General features: G+C 65.6%; 17 protein-coding genes. 6 read left to right on the top strand and 11 right to left on the bottom strand.

The features are described 5' to 3' along the window. Positions 1–19: 19 nt before the first annotated feature. Both LVJ94_18325 and LVJ94_18320 read left to right on the top strand, forming a co-directional pair. A complete protein-coding gene (locus LVJ94_18325) occupies positions 20–1,093 on the top strand; it encodes an AI-2E family transporter (GenBank protein WXB09179.1) in 1,074 nt (357 codons plus the stop codon). Positions 1,094–1,161: 68 nt separating this feature from the next. Beyond that, positions 1,162–1,944 (top strand): enoyl-CoA hydratase, encoded by a 783-nt coding sequence (locus LVJ94_18320; protein WXB09178.1) that lies wholly within the window; start codon positions 1,162–1,164, stop codon positions 1,942–1,944. On the opposite strand, the gene LVJ94_18315 is transcribed toward LVJ94_18320, so the two are convergent. From LVJ94_18315 to LVJ94_18265, 11 genes are all read right to left on the bottom strand, one after another. Continuing rightward, positions 1,898–2,947, bottom strand: coding sequence for an asparaginase (locus tag LVJ94_18315; protein ID WXB09177.1), 1,050 nt, complete (start codon positions 2,945–2,947; stop codon positions 1,898–1,900). The genes LVJ94_18320 and LVJ94_18315 overlap by 47 nt on opposite strands. A 32-nt stretch (positions 2,948–2,979) precedes the next feature. After that, positions 2,980–3,561 carry a polysaccharide export protein gene (locus LVJ94_18310; protein ID WXB09176.1) on the bottom strand — a complete coding sequence of 194 codons (582 nt, stop codon included), beginning with the start codon at positions 3,559–3,561 and terminating at the stop codon, positions 2,980–2,982. Positions 3,562–3,661: 100 nt separating this feature from the next. Then, a complete protein-coding gene (locus tag LVJ94_18305) occupies positions 3,662–5,068 on the bottom strand; it encodes a hypothetical protein (GenBank protein WXB09175.1) in 1,407 nt (468 codons plus the stop codon). 225 nt (positions 5,069–5,293) lie between these two features. Then, entirely contained in the window at positions 5,294–5,953 is a 660-nt protein-coding gene (locus tag LVJ94_18300) for a hypothetical protein (GenBank protein ID WXB09174.1), read from the bottom strand. Positions 5,954–6,341: 388 nt separating this feature from the next. After that, positions 6,342–7,757 carry an AgmX/PglI C-terminal domain-containing protein gene (locus tag LVJ94_18295; protein WXB09173.1) on the bottom strand — a complete coding sequence of 472 codons (1,416 nt, stop codon included), beginning with the start codon at positions 7,755–7,757 and terminating at the stop codon, positions 6,342–6,344. 102 nt (positions 7,758–7,859) lie between these two features. Beyond that, positions 7,860–8,444: a hypothetical protein gene (locus LVJ94_18290; GenBank protein ID WXB09172.1), complete on the bottom strand. Its 585-nt coding sequence runs from the start codon at positions 8,442–8,444 to the stop codon at positions 7,860–7,862. 8 nt (positions 8,445–8,452) lie between these two features. Further along, on the bottom strand, positions 8,453–8,722 hold the full coding sequence (locus LVJ94_18285; GenBank protein ID WXB09171.1) for a hypothetical protein: 270 nt from the start codon (positions 8,720–8,722) through the stop codon (positions 8,453–8,455). Positions 8,723–8,730: 8 nt separating this feature from the next. Next, positions 8,731–10,068, bottom strand: coding sequence for a tetratricopeptide repeat protein (locus LVJ94_18280; GenBank protein WXB09170.1), 1,338 nt, complete (start codon positions 10,066–10,068; stop codon positions 8,731–8,733). After that, positions 10,065–14,438: a tetratricopeptide repeat protein gene (locus tag LVJ94_18275; protein ID WXB09169.1), complete on the bottom strand. Its 4,374-nt coding sequence runs from the start codon at positions 14,436–14,438 to the stop codon at positions 10,065–10,067. The genes LVJ94_18280 and LVJ94_18275 overlap by 4 nt, the downstream gene beginning before the upstream one ends. 19 nt (positions 14,439–14,457) lie before the next feature. Beyond that, complete coding sequence (locus LVJ94_18270; protein WXB09168.1) at positions 14,458–16,869, bottom strand: tetratricopeptide repeat protein; 2,412 nt, start codon at positions 16,867–16,869, stop codon at positions 14,458–14,460. Between the two features lie 38 nt (positions 16,870–16,907). After that, positions 16,908–17,783: a hypothetical protein gene (locus tag LVJ94_18265; GenBank protein ID WXB09167.1), complete on the bottom strand. Its 876-nt coding sequence runs from the start codon at positions 17,781–17,783 to the stop codon at positions 16,908–16,910. Between the two features lie 507 nt (positions 17,784–18,290). Between LVJ94_18265 and LVJ94_18260 the strand changes: the two genes are divergently transcribed. Genes LVJ94_18260 through LVJ94_18245 form a run of 4 tightly spaced genes read left to right on the top strand, consistent with a single transcriptional unit; the run spans position 18,291 to position 22,653 of the window. Next, positions 18,291–18,923: an RNA polymerase sigma factor gene (locus LVJ94_18260; protein ID WXB09166.1), complete on the top strand. Its 633-nt coding sequence runs from the start codon at positions 18,291–18,293 to the stop codon at positions 18,921–18,923. 39 nt (positions 18,924–18,962) lie between these two features. Beyond that, the gene (locus LVJ94_18255) at positions 18,963–20,201 is read left to right on the top strand and encodes a hypothetical protein (protein ID WXB09165.1); all 1,239 of its coding nucleotides are present in this window, start codon (positions 18,963–18,965) and stop codon (positions 20,199–20,201) included. Positions 20,202–20,203: 2 nt separating this feature from the next. Beyond that, positions 20,204–20,845 carry a hypothetical protein gene (locus LVJ94_18250; protein ID WXB09164.1) on the top strand — a complete coding sequence of 214 codons (642 nt, stop codon included), beginning with the start codon at positions 20,204–20,206 and terminating at the stop codon, positions 20,843–20,845. Between the two features lie 5 nt (positions 20,846–20,850). Further along, positions 20,851–22,653, top strand: a complete 1,803-nt coding sequence (locus LVJ94_18245; protein WXB09163.1) for a hypothetical protein — start codon at positions 20,851–20,853, stop codon at positions 22,651–22,653. Positions 22,654–22,655: the final 2 nt, after the last annotated feature.

Here is a 22,655-nt window from a genome sequence, read left to right as displayed (position 1 = left end):
GATACGGTCTTTTGGACCGATGGAATCGCGGGCTCATCGATACCTCACCTGGCGTCGGACCTGGATCATCGTGGGCGTGCTCCTGGCTGCCGGGGTGGCCTACCTTCTTCGCGGGGTCATCGTCCCGCTGTTTTTGGCCTTTCTCCTGGCCTACGCGCTGGATCCCTTCGTCGACCGGCTCGAGGCGCTCAAGGTGCCGCGCACGCTGGGCGCCATGCTGGTGATGATTGGCATCTTTGCGCTGATCATCACCATCCTCGTGTACGCGATCCCGCTTTTTCTCGACGAATTGCGCGCCGCCGCACGGGATTTGCCCTCCCAGGTGGAAAACCTGGAGGACCGGCTCGAGCCCTGGTTGTGGAACACCTTCAAGCTGAAGGTGCCGCACTCGCTGGGGGAGCTCGGGCACTCCCTGGGCGAACGGCTCGAAAAACAGGGTCCAGGCCTGCTGAGCGCGCTCGCGCTCGCCCTCTTTGGCACCCTCAGCTACGTCGCGGTCGTTCTCAGCGCGCTCATCGTGCCGGTGTTCGCGCTGTACTTGCTCATCGACTTCGACCGCATCGTCGCCCACACGGGGCAGCTCGTTCCGCGCCGCTGGATTGCCCCCGTCACCGACGTGGCCAATCAAATCCACCGCACGCTCGGCGGCTACGTGCGCGGGCAACTCACCGCCAACTTCGTCCTGGCCGCGCTCTACGCCACCGGCCTTCGCATCGTCGACATTCGCCTGGCCGTGGCCATCGGCGTCGCGACCGGCATGATGGCCTTCGTCCCGTACATTGGATTTTTCACGGGCCTCTTCATCGCCCTCGCCATGGCCACACTCGACTGGCACGGCCCCGGACGCCTGCTCGGGGTGCTCGCGGTGATGGGCGGCGTGCAGCTGCTCGATGGCTTGCTCATCACGCCGCGCATCGTCGGCCGATCCGTAGGCCTTGCCCCCATCGAGGTGCTCATCACGATGATGGCCGCCGCCTCGTTGTTCGGCTTCCTGGGGGTCCTGCTCGCCGTTCCGCTCGGTGCGGTGGTGAAGATCCTCATCCAGCGAGTGGTGCGCGTTTACCTTACGTCGGACTTCTACTCGCAAGCCTGACCCTAGGGCTGTAAGTCCTCAGCTAATCCTTTTGCGTAGAAATCGTTCGTGTACTAAATATTTAGTCCATGAGCAGCGAAGTCACGGTCGAACGCATCGGTCGCACGAGTCTCGTCACCATCAACCGGCCCGAGGCGCGCAACGCACTCACACGCGAAGTGATTCGCGGCGTGCGCGATGCCTTCATCAAAGCCAATCGCGATCCGGAGCTTCGCTGCGTCGTGCTCACGGGCGCAGGCCAGCACTTTTGCGCGGGGGCCGATCTGCGCAAGAACCTGATGGCCGACCCGAACCTGATGGACAACCTCGAGACGTACCTTGACGAGTACCACTCGGTCATCAAGGCCATCGTCGAGTGCGAGAAGCCGTCGATCGCGATGCTCGATGGGTGCGCCGTCGGCTTCGGAGCGGATCTCGCGCTCGTGTGCGATTTGCGCGTGGCGACGCCGGAGGCGTACGTTCAGGAAAAGTTCGTCAAAATCGGATTGATGCCCGACGGCGGCGGCACCTTCTTCCTGCCGCGCCTCGTGGGGACGGCGCGCGCGATGCAGATGATTCTCCTGGCGGAGAAGATCATGGGGCCCGAGTTGCTTTCGCTCGGCGTGGTGGCCCGCGTCGTGGCCAGCGCCGAGCTACGCGAGACGACGTTCGCGGTCGCGCGGCAGCTCGAGCAGGGACCTCCCCTCGCCTACCGCGAGATCCGTCGCGCGCTCTACGCGAGCCTCGGATCCATCGAGGATGCATTGCGCCGCGAACGCGAAGGGCAGTTGCGCCTCCTGCGCAGCGCCGATGCCATGGAGGGCATCATGTCTTTCGTGCAGAAGCGCGAGCCGGCTTTCCAGGGGAAGTGATCTCGCCCACGACGTCCATGGCCAGATAGCGCTGCAAGCGCTCCCCTGGCCCGAAGCGCCCGAGGCCGATCATCAGCTTGGCCAGGGCGCATTCCACGGTCATGTCGCCGCCGGAAAGGGCGCCGGCACCCGACGCCTGCGCCCCGCCCGCATAGCGCGCGATGTCGACCGCGCCGCGCGGGCACTGGCTCACCACGACGACGGGCGCCTTGCGCGCACGCGCCTCTTCCAGCGCGGGAATGAGCGATGCGCCTCGATGCGGCAGGTTGCCCGTGCCGTAAGCCTCGAGCACCAGCCCGCGCACGCCGGCGCGCAGAGCGCCTTGGAGCAAACCTGGATCGAGTCCGGGAAAGACGCGCACGGCCAGCACGCGCGACTCGATGCGTGGATCGAAGGCCGCCGCGGTGCGTCCCTTCTTCCGTACGTGCCCGAGGACGTCGACCCCCACCCCCATGGTCGCCAGCGGCGGGCAATTCGGCGAGTCGAACGCCTCCAGCGCCCACGCATCGCGTTTGATGCTCCGCGCCCCGCGCAGCACGCGCGAGGCAAATGCGATGGCCACCTCGGGCACCGGCAAAGTGGCCGCGAGTGTCGCGTTGATCAGGTTCTCGCGCGCGTCGGTGCGCAGCTCGGCGAGCGGCCGCTGCGAGCCGGTGAGGATCACGGGCCGATCGATGGGGCCGAGGAGCAACGCCAGCGCGCTCGCGGTGTAGGCCATCGTGTCGGTGCCGTGCACCACCACGATGCCCGCGTACTTGTCCGAGCGCAGCGCCTCGTGCACCGCGCGGGCGATGGCCACCCAGTTTTCCGGCTGGAAATCGCCTGAATCCATGAGAAAGAGCACTCGCGTATCGATGCGCGCGATGCGCCCCAGCGCCGGCACCTCCGCGACGAGATCGCGCGCCGCGGCCTTGTCGGGCTCCAGCACGGGCCGGCCGCGCATCAAAATGGTTCCCCCGGTGATGAGGAGAAGGACCCGCGGCAATGCCTTTCGTGCAGTCACGTGCGTGCCTTCACGTTCGCGGGGTCACGGCCTCAGAAGATCCGCTGGTCGACTTTGATGGTGTCGCCGGCCTGCAGAAGGATGTCTTGCTGCGCCCCCTCGGAGATGGCGTCCGCGCTGATGACGAACGTCTGGCTCTTGTCGCGCCCCACCTGCCGCGTGAGCAGCACGTGGTTGCTATCGGCAATCGACGTGAAGCCGCCCACCTGCGAGACGGCGTCGTGAACCAGCTGCATCCCCGGAATCCACACGATGCTCCCGGGCTTCTGCACTTGACCGATGATGCTCACCCTCTTGGACGCATAGTCCTTCACGGTGACAATCACCTGTGGCTCGCTGAGGATCTTTCCTTGCGCGAGCTTTTCCCGGAGAACGACCGTCACCTCTTGGGGCTCCAACCCGGCCACCTTCACATTCCCCACGTAGGGAAAATCCAAGGTTCCATCCGGGTTGACCATGTAGTCCTTGGGCAGATCCTTCTCGCCCACGACGAAGATTTCCATCCTGTCGCCCGGCCCGAGCTGGGAGTTCTGCACCGGCGCCGGAATCTTCGGCCTCGGGGGATAACCGCCTCCGCATCCCGTGGATGCCAACAGGAGAGCGGTCGCGAGCATCAATGATACGAATCGAATTTTCACGTGGGTGCTGCCTGGCCGAGGCCCGCTTGGGGACCGTGTCTGCCCAAAGTCCGCGCGCGGGCCCTACCTAAAAGGTTTACAGGAACCAGCGTACGCCGAGGAAGGCCTGGAAGCGCCGGTAATTCAAATCGTAGAGATCACCACCCGCGGTACCGGACTGAGGAACCGAGTTAATCGGCAGCCGCGTATCGCTAATGTTGGTGGTGTAAATGAACGTCGTATTCACGCCGAACGAGTTGCTAAATCGATATTCAGCAAACAAGGTCGCATCGGCACGGATATCGGTCCACGCCGATTGGGCGAGCGAATTCGCCTGGGGCGCCGGGGCGAAGTCCGGATAGTACAAGTCCGGGTACGTGAGCGCGGCCACGCCGCCCTCGAGGGAGAGGAGCACGCGACCGGCGAACATGTATTGCATCTTGGCGTAGCCACGATCGCTTCCGTAGTGCGAGCCCAGGTAGCTCGATTGGAAATCACGCGTGTAGCCGATGGCGATCGAGGAGAGCAGCAGCGAGGTGCCCGCGTCCGCATCCCCCGGTGCCGGGGTCAAAAAGAACTTGAACTCGGCTTGGCCGATGACGCTGTTGTACTGCTTCACCTGCGGAAGGCTGGCCGGTCGACTGAAGCTCGCGCCCCAACCCACCATGCCGAGGAATGCAAAACGCGAGGTGATCAGGCCGTTGATACCGAGTCGCGCGCGGACGGGTGTGGAGTCGAACAAGCGAACCGTCGCACGGTCCGCGTCGCTCAGGTAATTCCGGAACCTCGCGCTTCCGTCGTAGAGGAACGCGGTGCGCGGACGGAACTTCCAGCGACCCTTGGTGTATGCTTCGTGCGTGATGTTGTTGTACGGAACCGCGGCGCTGTTCTCGAACAGCGTGGCGTGGAGTCCGTAACCAAATCGCCAATCGAGCGTGCCACCACCCGGTACGGTGATGAGCTCCACCTTGCCATCGATGTCGTTGCGGTTGAACGACTGGTCGGGGTCACCGGTGGTATTCGGCTGGATCGTGCGCGTGTAGAGCCCCTCGATGCCGAAGCCAATCGGCCGATCGGGGAGGATGTCCAGGCGCAGATTCGCCGTCGCACTCACGTTGCGCTGATCGCGCAGACGCTGCGGTCCGAAGAACTCGCGGTACGTTGCGGAAAGGCCACCGCGGAACGTGACGGTCGGCTTTGCGGCCGCATCCGTGTCCCCCGCCCTGCGCTGAGGACCCAACGTCGAAAAGTTGATCGACGGGGTAATGCGGAGAAGGGCGCCCTCTTGAACCGGGACGTTCGGCTCACCGTTGGCGATGCGGGTACCGTCGACTTTGTGCGACCGAAGAAACCAGTTGGAGTCGTAACCGACTTCCGCCGCAATGCCGGGGTGGAGCTCGAAATCGCCCGTGCGGACGCCGATTCCTTCTTGGTAGCGACGATCCTTTAGCCACTCTTGCGCATTGGCCTTCTGCGCAACGCACAACGGTGCAACAAGCCCCACCAGAGCAGCGATACACGAAAGGGTGCGTCGTCGTGACGAGCGTGCCGGGTATGCTGTGGTCATTAGGAAATCGCGCGAAGAAAAGAGAGGAGGGATAGCGGCCGACTCGAATAAACGAGTCGGTACCAGATTTGGAGTGAGGGAGCGAGAATCTGCTTATTCGCCTATCGCCACGAAATCAGGAAAAATCCTGGCGATGACGTCGTCCGACGGCACTTGCGATGCCTACCTACTGCATGAAGTGCACTTGGGCGGTTCGGAAATCGCGATCGGATCGAGCGGTGGGAAGGCCGTTGTGTCTTCCACGGGGAGGTTCGGATCGACGAGCATCGTCGTCTGCGTGTCGCCAATGAATGCCGACTCCTCGCCGATGCACTGATTGGCCTCGGCGGTGAGCTGCTCGGTGCGTTGACGAAGCACCGTCAAAATCGTGAATTCGTGGTTGGCCAACTCCACGTCGTTGCGCTGCGCCGCCATCTTGAGGGCGGTCGCCCGATCCCGCGCGGAGCGAATGGCCACGTCGGTCTGGGAAAGCTTGTCGTTCAAGCAAAGGGTCTTGACGACGTCCCTCTGCTGACGGGCCTGTTCGAGCTGCTTGCGGATGCCCATGGCCGCGCCTTCCATCCGCGAAAGCGACCGGTCCGCCTCCTGCACTTCTTCTTGGGGGCTCAGCTGAACGCGACGACCGAAGCCGACCTGAGCGTCTGCCTGAACACCTGCCTGCGCACTCGCGCCGGGCTGAATCGCGTCCGAAGGGCGCGGGTTCGTGGCTGCGGCCGGTGTTCCGGAGGGGGGCGGCAGCTGCGGGGGGGGTGCCCCGGTCTGCGCACCGGCCGGTCCTGCGACCAGCGCGATCAAAGCAAAGCCCGCGAGGGTTTTGAGCACGGTGCCCTTCGTACTGGATGCTGAAGTGGATGCTGAACGTGACGGCGAGCGGACTAGCATTCCAACCCTCATGGTCTGGAAGTGATGCCAGGGGGGGTACCGCAAAGCTCTCGCACGCTAACGCTAAACTTCAGTGCTGCTTCATGCCGCAGTGTGCTGGAGCGAGTTATTCGCGGACTCTATCGACGGCCCCTAGGGGTGTCAACCACCCGGCGTGACTCATCCGGGCAAAAACTAAACCTGGCGATGAACCTGTATCTCCCCTGTATCAAGCGGGATTTGCGTGACGGGAGGTTCGGTGCACCCCGGCAGCTAGCCATTCATAGCCCCACAAGATACTGAACGGGGTTTCTCTACGGCTGCGTCACGAGGGAGAAGCCGGCTGGCGCTATTTGCCCTGTTGGACGAATTTGACCGGAATGTTGATCGTCGAGCCACTTCCGCCTGGGGCGTCGAACTGCGCGTTGCGCACCGCGCGTTGGATGCACGACACGACGTCGGACGAGAGACCCGAGACGTTGGACGCGTCGGCGGCGCTCACCTCGCCGTTGGGGGCGACCTTGGTGACGATGGTGACGGCGCCCGCCATGCCGGGATCGGTTGCGAGCCCCTTGTTGTAGCAAGCGCGGAACTTGGGACGGAGGCCCGCCACCACGCGTTCGGCGTTGGAGACGGGGACCGATGCCGTGGTCGAGCCGATCTGCGCGTCGCCCGTCGGCCCTTTGACCGCCGTCTCTTTGCCAGCGCCCGAACCGGTGCCGCCACCGCCCGTGTTGCCGATGCCCGCGAGGCCGCCGCCGGCTTTGCCGGGTTGAACCACGCCGCCACCGCCCGAGCCGAGTCGGAGATCGCCGCCGGTGTTGGAGACGCCCGCGCCGGATTTGGCCACGCCGCTCAAGTCCTGCGGGGGAATGTCGCTTCGATTGAGCGCACCCTGCACCGCGGAATTGCCACCGAAGGCTGCGAGCATTTGCATCTGCATCGCCTCGGCCTGTTGCGAAAGCGCGGCGGCCTTCGCATCGCTTACCGAGCCACCGGCCTTGCCTCCGGCCGACGCCTTCTTTCCTTCCGACGCCTGGCTCGCCGTGGACGTGGCCGAGGGGCTCGGGGTGGCATCGGTGGGCGTTTCGGTCTGCACCGGCGGGAGGTTCTTCGATAGGTCGACCAGGCCCTGAATGTTGAAGTCCTCGTTGACCGGCGGATCCATCCAGTCCGAGTACATGGCGCCGATCAAGCCGAAGTGCAGCAGAAAGCTGAAGGCCGCGATGATGGTCAGATCCCAATCGATCTGGCTGGCCAAGCCACCTTTGACCGACAGCGGAAGCTGCGGGCGCGGCTGGGGCGGCGGCGGAGCGACGAATTGGAAGAGGAACGTGGTCTCGCCGACCACGATTTTGCCGCGCGCTTCTTCCGTGAGGCGAACTTGGTAGGCGTTGCCCACGCGGCGTGCTTGGCCACGAAGGCCCTCGATGTCGCTGATGCCGGTTTGAAGCGCGACGCGGCCCTTCATGCCGTCGAGGAAATTCAGGTGGTACTCGCTGCCGATCAGCTCGAACAGCTTGAACTGCGCGGGGACGCTCTGCGAGGGGATGACGAACATCGACTTCTCGCTGGTGCCGATGGTCACGCTGGTGCGCTGCTTGATAATGCGCTCCTCGATGACCCGCCCACCTTGTACGAGACCGATGCGCAGAACCTTCGGCCCAGCCTGCTGCGCGACCGCCCGCATGACAGCGGTCATCTGCCCGGGGCGATTCTGTCCCGGTTGCTGCCCTGCGCCCGATCCTTGGTGCGTCTGCGACATTCGCTCGCCTCTTCTCCCGTGGCTGTTGGACGGCTGGTCTAGGCCAAAAGTTTCATCCGCTGGAACGGTAGCCGAATTCCACCGTTCGGAAAAGGACCGCGATCAAGCTTGGCTCGGCTGCAGCGCTTCGAGGCGCTCGATCCATTTGTCGGTCAGCTGGAGGCGCGCCTTCACCGCGCGGCGAGCCTGCATTTGAATCGAGATGCATGTCACCGTTCCCCACATGCCAAGGGCAGCGATACCCAGCGCATCGAGCGCCGCCGCGTTGAGGCGATCGCCCACGTCGACGTCGGCCAGATTTTCGATGCCCGAGAGGCCGATGCGCAAGGCCATCGCCGCGAGGAGAAAGCCGGTGCTGCTGGAGATGCTCGCGCACACGCGCGGGACACGAATCCAGCGCTGGAGCCGGTAATCGAGCTCGCTCAGCTGCTCGTTGATCATCGCCGCGCGCAGGCCCGTAGGCTGCGCCAACGCCTCCACGACGTCGCGCTCCCAGTCGGCTTCGGGCGTCGCGACGATGGCCGCGCACACCTGCTCGTAGGCCGCCCTTCCCTTCGGGCCCGTGAGGGCCTTCACCAACGGCGCGGGATCCAGCGCCGTCGGTGTCGTTGCAAAGTACAACCTTCGAACGCTGGCCCCGATGCACGTCAGCACCACGGCCAGGCTGGCCAGTACGACGAAAATCAAAGCGAGACTTAAAAGGGCTCTTTGAGCGTCGCCTGCTCGATGCGATCCAAAAAGGGCTGACGGAGCTCGGCCAAGGTCAGTTTCGCCTGGATTTTGCTCACGTCGACCGAGGCGATGGGCTTCTGGACGCGGCCGACGATGGTGACCTCACCGATGGTGATCACCTTGCCGCCGCCACCGGCAGCTCCCTTTGCCCCGCCGGCCTGCTGGGCCGACGCCAACCCCGCGGTGAGGAGGGCTACCGCGAAACAAAGTCCCGAGACGATTCGCTTGGTCATCGCATACCTCACTTCTTCGGCACGGGCTGAGGGCCCGCCTTGGGAGCACTGCCCGATCCTGCGGGTGCCCCTCCGCCACCCGTTCCGGCTGCGGCCGCATTCTTCATTTCGGCCTGCTTGGCCTTGGCGCGGCTCAGAAGCTCGTCCACGTCGTCGCTCTGGCCCGGGGGGGCCTTGGCGCCGCGCATCGAGCGGTACGTTTCGAATTCCTTGATGGCCGTGGCCACCTGCGAGTCCGCCGTGGCTCCGGGGACGTTGGGCGTGAAGAGATAGAGCAGGCCGAGATCGTAGTGCGCCACCGCCAAGCTCGAGTCTTGCGAGAGCGCCGTGTCGAACTCCTTCTTCGCGTCCTGCGGCCGGCCCGAGAGCCGGTACGCATCGCCCAAGTTCAAGTGGGCGAGCGGGTTGTTCGGTCCGAAACGAACCGCGCCCTCGAGAAGCGGAAGGGCCTCGCCCACGTTACCCGCCTCGAGCTTCATCGCCCCGAGCTGGATGAGCGCCTCCACCATGTCGGGACGCTTGTTCACCGCGGCCTGGAAATCCGCCATGGCTTGCTGGCGATTGCCCTGCTCGCGCAAGATCAACCCGCGAATCAGGTGCGCCTCGGCGTTGTCCTTGTCACGCGGCGGGCTGGAGTCGCCGAAGCCGTCGAGAATGGCCTGCAGCGCGTACTTCGCCAGCTCGGTGCGGTGCGCTTTGTAGTGATCGCGCGCGATCGCCACCATCGCGTCTTTGTAGTCGGGGTCGATGCGCAGCGCGTCCTGGGCTGCTTGTTGGGCGCCCGCACTGTCGTTGGCCAGCGACTTCACGTCGGCGGCGCACGTGAGGATGCGCGGCGACTTCCCCATCTTCACCTGCTTGTCGGAGATGAAGGTGTTCGCCTCGCCTGCGTGCCCGGTGCGCGCCAGCGAGAGCGCGTACGCGCAAATACCCGGCTCGTAGTCGGCTTTCGCACTGAAGGCCGCGCGGAATTCCTGCTGCGCGCCGGAGTTGTCGCCGAGGCGATCGAGCACCGTGCCGAGCGAGTAGTGCGCGGCCGGCGAGGTCGGCGCCTTGTCGAGCGCCTCCTTGAAGGCGGACTTGGCGCCGGGCAGATCGCCCGAGAGCCATGCTTTCCAGCCGCGATCGTAGGCATCCTTCGCTGCGCCCGTGAGGCCGCTCGATTCGCCGGGCGGCCCCGGATCAGCGACGCCGACCTGCGCGCCGCTACCGGTTTGTACGGGCCCGCCGGCGTCGGTCTGCGGGTATTCGACCTTCGGGTCCGAACCACCGCAACCCGTCACCACACCAAGCGGCGCGCCAGCAAGGAGAACAAAGAGCCCAAGTGAGAATCGCGTCGCGTTCATGGCGCCACCGGGAGGGGCGACGCCGCGCCCGAGGGCGCCGGGACCGACGTGATGCCGGGTCGCGATTGCACGTACTGGCCGTCTTTGTAGTCGAGATTGCGCGTCTTCGACGGGTCGTTCGGATCTTTGGTCTTGGTCACGTATTCGCGCATTTTCGCATCGCCGAGGATGTCCGTGAAGTACGCGAGCCGCTCGATCGCATGCGTCACCGCGGGGTTGCGTACGTTGTACTGCCGCGCCAACGCCACCGCGGAAGCGTAGCGGCGGACCATGACTTCGTCCGCGGCCGCAAGCTCCTTGTCACGCTTGGTGCGCCAGCCTTCTTTGACGGTGGAGCGAATCTCGTCCGCCTGTTCGATCAGGTTGTCGCGACCGCTCGCCTCGAGCTTCTTCAGCATCGCTTCCTGCTGCGGAGTGAACAGCTTGAGCGGCGGCGAGGTCGCGTTGTAAAGGCCCGAGCGGAGCGTGTCGTAGATGGCGCCCTGGCGAGCCTGCGCCGCCGGCACCCACTCGAGCGACGGGTACGTGCTGACGACGTGCTGCAGCTGCTGATCGTAGGTCTCGGCCGCCTTCGCGTTCGACTGGTACTTGCCGGTCTTGATGACCCGGCCCGTCTTCGGATCCACCGCGCCGATGACGTCCTCCGTCGCCCCCGTGTACTTGTGGCGATCGGTGTCGTACTTGGCCTTGATCTCGTCCTCCGCCAAGGTGTACTCGGCCTCCGCGGGGTAGTCCGCGAACGGCGGCGTGAGCGCCTCCGGCTTGCCGTCCTTGGTGGCGAATCCCGCGTTGCGGAAGGTCTCCCACGACTGGATCGTGTTCTTGAACCAGGTGCGGTAGCCCTTGTCGTCGGCGGTCTTCTGCATCTTCGCGTGGAAGTACGCAGCCTGGAGCACGTAGCGCGAGGCGTCCCGCTTGCCCTTGTTGGTGTTGTAGAACGCCGCGAGGGACTGCTGCGCCGCGAGGCGCGTCTGCCGATTCGCGCCCGTGTCGGGGCCGGACGGGTTCCACTGCTTGTGGTCGTAGTCCGCCACCAGGAAGTCCGCATTCGCCTTCTCTTCGGCGGTCGGATTCAGCTTGGTGAAGGTGGTGTACTCTGCACGCATCTTGTCGCGCTGACCCATGTTCGCGTACAGGATCATCGCGTTCTTGGCGGCTTCCTTGCGCTTCTTCTCGTCGAAGCGCGGGTTGCCGGCGACCTTCTCGTACGTCTCGGCGGCCTTCTGGTAGTTGAAGAAGCCGTAGTACGTGGTCCCGAGTTCGTCGTACGCCGTGCCCAAGTACTGCAGGCGCTCCTGGTACTGCTTCGGATTCGGCGCGACCTTCGCCTTCGGATCCCCCTTCTGCAGGGCATCCAAGCGCGCTTCGCTGCCGTATTCGGCGATGAATTTGTTGTAAAGCTCGATGGCCTTGTTGAACTCACCGACCTGCTTGTACGCGTAGGCGGCGTTCATCGCGGCCTCCGGTGCCTCGTCGCGGCCGGGGGCGGCCGAGAGTGCGGCTTCGTACATGCCGGCGGCCTCGCGCCAGAGCTTCTGCTTCTCCGGCCCGGGCGGTGCGTCCTTCGCCTGCTTGAACTTCTTGCGCGCGTCGATGTACGCGGCCTCTTGCAAGGTCGGGTTGACCAGGATGCCGGCCGAAGCCTTGTTCTCCTCGGTCACCGCGCACGAATGCGCCTTTTCCGCCTCGGCCAATTGGCGCGAGCGATCGACATCGCGCTCGAGGTTGCTCATCGTGATGAGCTTTTCCCAAGCCTTGTAGCCGTATTCCGACTTGCCGCACTCCGTCTTGTACATCTGCTCGTAGCGCGGGCGGGCTTGGTCGAATTGGCCGTACACGAAGTACATGTCGGCCGCGTAGAACTGGTACTCGAGCGAGCGCTTCTCCGCGTCGAGCGACGGAGGCACGCGCTGCACGTACTCGTCGCGGGCTTGGATGCTCGCGAGCACGCTCGGCGGAACCGGATCGCGCTGCACCTTCTTGTCCGGCCCGTCGTTGTCGAACCGAACCTCGGTGCGCTTGGCGAAGCCGATGGTGCCCTTGGAGTCGTCGAAGCGCTGGTACTCGAGGTCGCGGTACACGTCGCTCTCCTCGACGACGAAGAACGCCGCGTTGGAGAGGTACTTGTCGTCCTCGTTCGAGTCGCGCACGTCGATGGCCGCGATCTTCGCGCCCTCGATCTGATCCTGCGTCGGCTCCGGCGACCTTTGCGGCTGCAGCTTGTGCAAGAGCACCGCGATGCGAAGCTCCTTGTGCCGCGCGTCCGCCAGCCAGTACCGGCTCTCGTACGCGTCCGGTGCGTTCTCGTCCTGCTTCACGAAGCCGTACCATCCCAGCGCTGCGAGCTTGTACTCCGCCTGCGCGCGGCCGAGGAGCTCGAGCTGCTGCTTCGGATCGCCCGTTTCGCTGGCCGCGACGAGGAGCTGCTTGCCGTTGTTCGTGTGCTGCGCGGCCGCCTGGCGCAGACCGCCTTTGACGAGGCGCTCGGCGTTTTGAATCGCCGCCGGGTTTTCCTTGTTGGCGTCGACCCACGGCGTGTTGCCGATGTAGTTCGCCAACTTGGTGCGCGCCTCGAGCGCCTTCGCCGCGATCGCGTCGTGCTCCGGCGTGTTCGGGCGCTTCGTCATGTTCATCTGGTCGTACGTCTCGGCGATGGCGTTCTGCACGTCCGGCGCCGTGGGGTCCATCGGCCACTTCTTGAGGATGGACTCGTACACCTCGATGGCGTTGTTGAACTGGTTGAGGCTACGGAACTCCTGCGCGAGCGCCTTGTAGATCTCGATGGTCCACGGCTTGTCTTGCGGAATGAGCTGTGGATCCCGAACCCGATCGACCGCAATGTGAAGCTTGGCCTCGGCCACCTCGGGCTTCGGCTCGGTGTCGACGATGTCGGGCCGCTGGATGAACGGCTCCTCGGGCTCGGGGCCCTTGAAGTCGAGGTTCGTCAGCGAGCCGGCGATGTACGTGTACGCCTCGCTTCGGAAGTCCGCGCCGGGATCGCCGGTGAGCTTCTGTTGCTCGTCGGTGTAGAGCAGGAGGTGGACGAACTCTTTGGTCGCCGACTCGTAGCGCTGCTGCTTGAAGAGCGTCCACGCGTACTTGTAGAGCGCGACGCCGTAGAGCGGCGGCTTCTTGAACTGCATGGAGTGCTGGTAGGCACTCGCCGCGCGGTTGTAGTCCCACACCGCCGCGATCTCTTCGCGCACGACGCCGCCGCGCATGTCGAGGTTGTCGAACTCCCAGTTGCCGATCTGCCACCAGACCTCGGCCACGTACTTGGGATCTTCACCCGGGCGCAGGCCCGGTTGGGGGATCGGCTCGCAGGAGTTCGGGTACGGGTCGACGTAGCGGTTTTCCGGCTTGTTGACCTTCGCGCTCTTGTAGTCCTGATGCCGCGAACGCCAGGCGCGCCAATACTCTTCCGTGTTGTCCTGAGGCAGCTGCACGATGCTGTCGGCCTCGGGGTTCTTCGGATCGGGCGGCGTCGGGTACGCGAATTTGTTGTGGCAGACGAGCGAGCGCCACACCTGCTGCGCTTCTTCGGTGCGGCTCGAGTCGTTGTAGGCGTGGCCGAGGAAGTAGTAGATGCCCGCCAGCTCGCGGTACTTCGGGAACTCGACGATGACGCGCTTGTACAGGCCGATGGCCGGCTTGAGACCGACGGAGAGGTCGTCCTTCGCCTCGTCCGAGCGCGCACGCTCCTCGTAGAGGGCCGCGAGGCGGTACATGGCGTCGGGCGTCGCCTCGGGATGGGCGCGCGGGCCGGAGTACTTCGCGATGAACTCCTCGAGGCGCAAAATGGCGGTGTCGCGCGCCTTGCGCAGTTCCTCTTTCTCGGTCGCAATTTCGCGATCGAGGCCGGAGAGGATCGTGCGCTTCTTCGTCTCGTAGTGGAGCTTGATGATCGTGGTGACGGTGTCGCGGTACTCCTTCGCGCCCTGCTCGTAGATGTCGGCCTCGGTCTTCAGCTCACCGAGGGCCTGCACCTGCGCGGGCGAAGGCGGCGGGGGCGGCGGGACGGTCTTGCGCGTGATCGGCGGCGCCAAGGTGGGTACCTGGGAAACGCCGCCGTCGGGGGTCGCAAGCAAGCCGCGAAGTGCACCGGCATCGCCGGTCGCCGCCGCGTTGACACCGGCATCGCCTGCGCTAGCCGATGCTCCGGCCTGAAAGCCGGGGGTGGGCGGGGAACTAGGGGAGTTCGGAGGCGGGGCGCCGCCATCTTTTGCGGCGCCCCCTGCCGGCTGCCGACCGGGGGCTGCCGTCTGCGCGAAGCTGGAGACCGAGAGGACCGCCATCAAGAGGCCCGCGGTACCTGCTGCGAACACGTGGCTACGCCGGAACCGCTTTCTCGAAAAGCTCTGGTTGGTCATAAGCTGTCTCACTTGGTCTCTACTTCGCGGGGGCCGGCGGTGCCGACGAAGGCGACTCGCCAGCGTCGTCGAGCACTTCACGCAGCTCTTCGTCGAGGAGTTGCTCCTCGCGCGCGCGCTCGTGTTGGAGGTTACGAACCCGTTCGAGTTCTTCCTCGCGCACCTCCCAGGCTTGCTCGGTGATGCCGACGTCCGCCCGGAGAACGATCCCCCGAATCTTGTCTCGCACCAAGGTGAAGTTCCGCTCCGCGACGTGACCCACGAGGTCGTGAGCCTCTCCGTCGAGGGCGCCGAGCTGCACCTTGTAGCCCTCGATCTTCTTCGCCTCGACGTCGATTTTGCCGCGCAGTTCGGCCACCCGCTGGGCGACCTGCACTTCGAGCTGGTTGAACGCCGCGGTGACGCGCTCCTCGGTCTGGCGCGCTTGCGACAAGATGGGCGAGATGCGCTGGGCGTACGCCTGCGCATTCGACCCCGCCTGCCCGCCCGAGGCTAGCTGCGCCTCGCGCTCGACCAGGTCGCGGAATTGCTGCCGCGCCAGCGCATCGTTCTGGTAGCGCGCGTCGCCCAGGCCGATTTGCGCGCGGCCAATCTCGATCTGCCGGCGCAGCTCCGTGGCGGACTCCTGGTACGTCTTGAGCTGGCGCTCGTTGTCGTCGAGTTCTCCCTGGATGCGCTGCACGCTCGCCGGATCGCGTGCGACGCCGCGTTGGGCGTCCTCCCGCAGCATGCGCCGCAGGCCGTTGACCACGGCGTGGAGGTAGTCGACCTCCCTCACGCGGCGTGAGAGCTCCTGCGACACCTTGTTCCACTGCAGGCTGCCGACGTAATCACGCTCGTCGAAGTCTTCCTGCGTGACCGGCGTTTGCTGGACGACGCTCATCAGACTGCGCCGCTGTGCGCGCACGCTCGCGATTTCACCGGAGAGCTCCGACGGCTCCTCGTCGTCCAGGCCCTGCGCCAGGCGCACGCGCGCCCGGGCAACCTTGTTGATGAGGCCCAGCGCACGCTGCTCGCCGGCGAGAAGCTCGGGAAAAGCTCGCACGCGGTTCGCCGATTGGCTCACCGTGATCAGCTTGTCGATGAGGCGCTCGGAGTCGGTGATGAGCTTTTTGCACTGGTTGATGTCGTCGATCACGCGGAACGCTGCGGGACCGTCCTCGGCCTCGCGCGCCCACCGGACGGCGAGCGGCGGAAGCTGCTCGGTCGTGTCGAGGGCATCGAGCTGCTGCTGCGAGAGCTTCTCGTAGTAAACCGCCGGGTCCTTGGTGGACTCGAGGAAGTTCTCCACCTTGACCCGCATCGGATCGTACTGCTCGCGCACGCCCAGGTAGAGCTGCAGCGCCTTGTCGAAGGCCCCCGCGCGCAGAAGCAAATCGGCCCGAAGCAAGGTGCCGTCGCCGGCGTAGCTCGAGTCGGGATCCGCGATGGAGAGCACTTCCAGCGCGCGCTCGGCGCGCTGCACGTCGCCCAGGCGGACGTAGACCCAGGCCAACTCGTAGAGCATCGTGTCGAACTCGGGGGACTCCCGGCCGACGCGCGCATACGCCTCGCTGGCTTGGTTGAACTGGTCCATCTCGTAGAACAAGCGGCCAATGGCCATCCACGCCAGGTCGATGACGTGCTGGTGTTCCGGCGTATCGGCCGGGAGCACGGTCACTTGGCGGAACGCCTCGATGGCCGGCTTGTAGTTGAGCGGCGTGGGGCGCGGCTCGTTGCTGACGACGCCCTCCACCGGCAGGGGCTTGCCCACCGGGTTGCCTGGGTTGGCGTTGGGGCGCGCCTGCTTGATGGCCACGAGGCCCGAGAAGTACCGCGCCTGGTGCGTGTACGGCGTGCCGTTCTGCACCTGGCCGAAGTGCTGCCCCGCGGTGGAGTAATCCTTGCGGAAATACGAAGCTTTTCCGCGCGCGTACTGGATGCCCGCGTTGACCTGGACCGGAGGCACCTGCTGGAGGCGCTGGTACACGTCGTCCAGCGAGGCGGTGTCGCCAAGGCGCACCGACACGTCCACGAGACGCGCCAGGGCCTTGCCGAAGTACGGCTGGAAGCGCGGCTCTCCCCCGCGATCGACCAGCTGCCGGTAATCGCGCCGGGCCGAGAGGTACTGCTGCGAGGCGTAGTACGTCTCGCCGCGCAGGAACATCGCGTCCGGATAGCTCGGGGTGTTGGGGTACCCCTCGATGATTTCGCCGAGGACGACCGCCGCACGGTCGTAGTCCTTCATGCGGTAGAGGATTTCGCCGTTGGCGACGCGCTGCTCGGCGGAAAGAAGCTGCGTGCGCGCGTTGGCGACGGAAGCGTTGACCGACGGAACGTCGCGATCGGCCTGCTGAATGTCGGCCTGCGCGTTGCGAGCTTTTTCGTCGGAGCTCTCGGCGAAGGCCGCCGAGGGAAGTAAGACCAGCGGAACGCCTATCGCGAGAAACACGCGATAGACGCGCCAGTCTTGTAGGCGCGCCCGCCCTCTCACTTTTTGCCCCCGCCGACCGAGACGCCCACGCTACCGGACGCGCTGCCAGCGGGTGCGGGGGCGGCCGCAGGCGCCGTGGCCCCGCCTGGAGCTGCACCCGCCGGAACCGGCTGTGCACCGAGCGATTGCACCTTCTCGTGCCACTCGATGGTGGGGCGCTGCTCGAGCGGCGTGGTGACGCCGCCCTTTTCCAGCGCCGTGGCGTCCACGGTCATGGTCTTGCCCTCCACGGCCGTGAAGGAGTGGCTCGACTTCACCTCGAACTTGTAGCCGCGCAAGTACGTGAAGACGCCGTACCCGTTACCCTGGAAATTCAGGACGACGGAGATCGTGTGGTCGCCGGCGGGCACCGAGCCGCTGAAGATCGGAACGTCTTTCTGATCGGCCAGTGCGCCCGTCTCGTCTTGCCGGTTGTACTGAACGGCGCCGTCGAGCGTGACGAGGGCCCGCGTCAGTTTGAAGGCGCTCGACATTTCGTTGTGGAATGTAATCTCGGAGCGCGAACCTCCCGCCCCCTGCGTCATGATCGTGTCCGACAGCAGGGCGAGACGTCGGTGGCTGCGACCAATCTGGTCTTTCAGCTCGTCGACCCGTGCCTCCAGATCGCGCAGGCGTACCGCATACGTTTGGCCATCCATCTGCCCAGACGCAGACCCTGTCGCCGTGCCGGTCGCGCCTACGGGCGCGCCGCCATCTTTGGCAGCACCCGCCGCTGCCCCTCCCGTAGCTGCTGCCTGTCCTGCGGGACTCGCGGTGGATGTTGCTCCGCCATCTTTCGCCGTGCCAGCCTTTCCATCCCCCTTCGTGGCCGTCGGTTGCTGCGCGATGACCGAGAACGAAACCGCAACCGACAGAAGAAAAGTGAGACCCATTGCCGCATGACGTCGCATTCGGAAACCCTTCCTCTTCACAAATCCAAGACACAAAACCAAGCCAGCTACTGCGTACTGCGATGGGCAGTCTAGTTGTGCCCGGCGCTGGCTTGCAACGAGAAGTCCGCTTGAGGCCTCTTGGGGTTCCCCCGTCCGCCCGGACATTCAAAGCGAGCCACTGTAGCCTGTAGCCCGTGGGGCGTAGCCTGAATTAGAGTAGCCGGCCGAAAGGTTCGCTCTTCCGCGCTCCTCCTTTCTGCCGTTTTTCTGCGGCATTTCTGGCGAGATCCTCGATACATTGTCGAAGTTGAACGTCGGAGAACGAGCACGGGGAGAGCACGCCGAACTCATGGGCGCAGTCCACGCGAGAGCCAAAAGATCTTTTGGGGGGCCTACACGTCGGATCCTCAAAGGAAATGTTTGCCCGCGTGTTAGCAGCCATCCCTTGTGCGCATCGTGCCAGTCAAATGCGACAGGTGCGGCGCTCGGCGTGCGTGAGGAGGTACAGTGAGTACTTCCGCCCGCCCCGAGGTGACCGACGAAGCCCTGATGATCCGCTACCAGCGCGGGGACGGGACGGCCTTTGCCCAACTGGTGCGACGGCACCAATCGCCGCTCTACAACTTTGCGTACCGGCAATTGGGCGGGGCGACGCAGGCCGCGGAAGACGTGGTGCAGGACGCCTTCGTGCGGGTGGTGCAAAACGCGGCCGATTTCAAGCACGAGGCGCGGTTCACCACCTGGCTCTATACGATCGCGCGCAACCTCTGCATCGACCAGATGCGAAAGCGGGCGTTGCGAAGGCACCCCTCTCTGGATGAGGCGCGCGGGGACGCACAGGGCGATGGCGACGGCAATGGCCCGACCTTGGGGGAGCAGACCGCGGACAACCGAGCCAATGTGGAGCGGGACGCCGGCGGGACGGAAATCAAGCAACGGATCGCCAAGGCGGTCGAGGGGCTTCCGGACGACCAGCGCGAGGTGTTTTTGATGCGCGAACTAGCGAATCTCCCCTTCAAGGAGATTGCCGAGATCACGGGGGTTCCCGAAAATACGGTGAAGAGCCGGATGCGCTATGCGCTGGAACGGCTGCAAGACGCACTCAGCGAGTACGAGGAGTATGCGCGGGCGCTTCGATGAACAACGTGGATCAATAAGGGAGTCGATAAGAGGAAAGGTATGGACTGCGAGAAGTTCGAGAGCACGCTCATGGATGAGCTCTACGACGAGCTCGATGAGCTGACGAGCGCCGCCAGCAAGCGACATGTCGCAGGCTGCGCGCGTTGCGCCAGCTTGCTCCATGGGCTCTCGGCCACCCGCCGCATCGCCATCCTCGAAACGGTGGAACCCCCGGCGGGCCTGGAGGAGCGCATCCTGGCCGCCACGAAGGAAGCGCAGAAGGTCGTGCCCTTGCGCGGGCGCATCTCGCGCGTGGTGTCCTGGGCCGGAAGCTGGGCCATGCGCCCGCAGACCGCGATGGCCGCCGTGTTCCTCTTGATGATCGGCTCGACCAGCGTGCTGCTCTTGCGCGCGCGGAGCAGCGTTCAACAAATGGGAAGCGCTCCCATGGTGGTGACCGAGCAGGGCGCGCCTGCAGCTTCGGCACCGGCCGAAGAGCAGGACAACCCGCTCGATACGGACCGCGCGACCGGCGCGCATGGTGCGATCGAGGTGCGCAAGCCCGCAGCCGCTCCGCCGGCGTTTGCAAGCGCCGAAGGTTGGGTGGCCAAAGACGAGCGTCGCGAACGGGCCGACGAGAAGGACAAGGAGGCGAAGGAGATGCCGGTGGCTGCGGCGACCGCACCTCCGGCTCCGCCGGCCGTGAATGCGCCCTCGTCGGGTCTCACCGAGGGAAGCGAGAGCAATGCCGCGGCCGTCGGGGGCGCTCCGATGCAGGCCGCGCCGATGGCGCAAGCGCCGAGTCCCTCCAAGGCGGGGGTGGCGGGAATCTCGAGGAGCGGGAGCGACTCGCATGCGGGAGCGGGCTCCCAAGCTGGAGGCTCGGGCGATCAGGGTTCGAGCCTCGAGGTGGCACTGGCCTCGTACCGCGCGCACAACTACGACGAGGCGACGCGCTCGTTCGATGGGTTGGCGGCGAACGGCAACGCCGGCGCATCGCTGTGGGCGGCGCGCAGTGTGCGGGAGTCGCGCGGTTGTGCGGAGGCGGTGTCGCGCTTCGATCAAGTGGCGGCACGCGCCTATGGCACCTCGGTGGGCTACGACGCCACCTTCGAGGGAGCCCTCTGTTACAAGCAGATCGGGCAGACGGACAAGGCACGGGCTCAGTTCGGGCGCCTGCTCACGGTACCGACCCACGCGGCGCGCGCACAAAGTGAGCTGGATGCGATGAGCGCAAAGGGCGGCGTTCGCAACATGCCGTCGCGCAAGGCCGCCCCCCCGGCCGCGGAAAAGAAATAGCGGTGGCATCGGTCGATGCGCTCGTCGAAGCATGGTGCACCCAGGACCATGCGCGCGCCCTCTTGCCCGCGGACCACGACGTGGTGGAAGCAACGCGCACCTTGCGGGCGCTCATCGTGGAGGGCATCGTCGGCCACCTTGCCCAGCGCGACGTGCTCCACGCGTGCTGGCGCCTCGGGCATCTGATCGCGACACGGGGAGGCTCCCCCACCCTGCTCGGGTCGACCCTGGATGGTGCCTACGCGGTCACGGCCACCGGCAGCGACTTCGCCATCGATCCGTGGGTTTCGATGCGCGCGGCGGCCGCGGAAGGCTTCGCCGCCGCCCAGGCGGATCTGGCCCGCGCCGATGCCGCAGCGGCGTGGGATTACCCATTTTGCGCCGTTCGAATCGACGAGGAATCGGTCGCCGTGACCGGCGGTTACCCTGATGATGACGCTGCAGCCATCGAAGTATGGGCAGGGCGCGTTGCGCAGTGTGTGGCGCGTGCCGGGTATCGTCGCGCCTATGTGAGCGGGCGCGTGGAGGTCTGTCGTGCGCTGGAAGATGCGCTTTCCTTCGTGGGGGTGGGTCGCATCCCCGAGGCTTCGTCGAAACCTGCGGAGAGGCGATTCCTGGGATTCTGGAAACGATCGGCGAAGTAGAAATCATGTATAAACCCACGCAGCTCATGCGCGGTGTACGACTTCTCCTCGGGCTTCTCGTGGGCCTCTCCGGCGCGGCGGCGTGTTCGTCGGAAGACGGCGGCGCGGCGCGGGCCAAGGTCGGGCCTTCCCTGTTGTTTCCGCGCGGCGTGTTCGACAACGTGCGCAAGCTCACGCTCATCGTCTACGCCACGGCGGACGGTGTGGACTGCGCGGCCGACGGCAACGTCACCGGTCCAACGGCGCGACGTCTCGCGACGAAGGAGCTCTCGTCCCAGGGCTGCGCCGACGGCGTGAAGTTCTGCGGCGATGTGTCCATCGAGCAGTCGAACGACGTGCGGGTCTTCTTCGCGGAAGGCGTGGGCAGCAGCGGCGAGCGTGTGGCCGTCGGATGCAGCAAGGCCATCGCCAACCAAGACGCGGTGCCGGTCGAGATCAGGATGCGGCGCTTCATCAAGCCCGCGTTCTGCGGCAGCGGCGTGATCGAGCCGACGGAGCAGTGCGAGAAGCCGGACCCGATATGCGACGATTCCTGTCACACCTCCGAGGTGCTCCTGTCGGGCGGACGCGGTGCCCCGAGCACCGCGAACGGCAAGCCGGGCGACAAGAGGGATCCGTTCTTCCTTTGGCCCTCGGGATCGGCTCCTGGGAGCGATGCGGGGCGCTTCGTGGCGTTCTTCGGCGATCAGACGCCGGGGCAGACCGAGGTGACGATGCGCGTGCTTTCCGACGCATTCGCGCCGTACGCGAAGCAGGGGCCGGAGATGCAGAACTTCTCGTTCTACCTGCCCAACGACAACTCGGCCGCCGCCACGTTCCCGCCCACGGCCGAAGGTGGAAATCAGTTTCGTCCTGCAGCGGTCTATGCGGCGGGCAGGTATTACGTGGTCTACGACGACGACATTGGCGGCTCGCCGGACATCAGCCTGCGCTCCATGACGCCGGCGTTCGGTGCGGAACAAGCCCGGCAGGATCCCAAGGTCATCAATGGTGCCAACGGCGAGGGCGGGCGGCAGATTCGGCCGTCGGTGGCGCTGGGCACCGATGGTCTGTTCTTCATCGCCTGGGAGGACGTCGAGGGCGGGCGGGTGCACGGGCGCACGTACAACCCGACCACGAAGGCATTGGGACCGCAGCACGATGATCTAGGCAGCGGTTCGAGCAGCCACGGCATCAAGGTCGCGACGCTCGGAGCGGGGGGCGCCGCCGCCCGCGCGATGTACGTGGCCACGTGGCAAAGCGGGACCGATATCAAAATGCGGCTCATCGGGTCCGACGGTGCCCTCGTGGGTCCGGAGCAGACGGTGAACGACGCCTCGCATACCGGCGTGCAGTCGCATCCCTCGGTGGCGACGCTGCCGGATGGGCGCTTTGCCATCGTCTGGGCCGATCAGGGCCGCAAGAACGGCGACATCTTCATCCAGCGCTACAGGTTGACCGCCGATGGGGCGCAGGCCGTCACTGGCGATCAGCGCGATGCGATCAACGACGTGGCGAGCGACGGCGAGCAAAACGCGCCGGTCATCGCCAGCTCCTCCGCCGTGGGCGGCTCGTACGTCGCCGCGTGGGTCGACTTCCCCAGCGGCCATGTGCGCGGGCGCTTTCTCGGCGGCAACGGCGGCGCACTGTTCAACCACGTCGATGGTCAGGAAACCGAATTCCAGGCCAGCATCGTCGCAGGACGCGGCCGCGCGAACCCCACGGTGGCCGTCGGCGGCGCGGGCGCCTACGTGGCCATCGGCTGGGAGGATACGACGAACGATTCGCGCTCCGGCATCTACGGCCGCCGCTTCCCTGTCGGCGAATAGGA

Source organism: Sorangiineae bacterium MSr11367, assembly GCA_037157805.1.
Classification (GTDB): Bacteria; Myxococcota_A; Polyangia; order Polyangiales; family Polyangiaceae; genus Pendulispora; species Pendulispora rubella.
The sequence above is the reverse complement of the archived record's forward strand: the minus strand, read 5'-3'. Positions and strand labels throughout refer to the sequence as shown.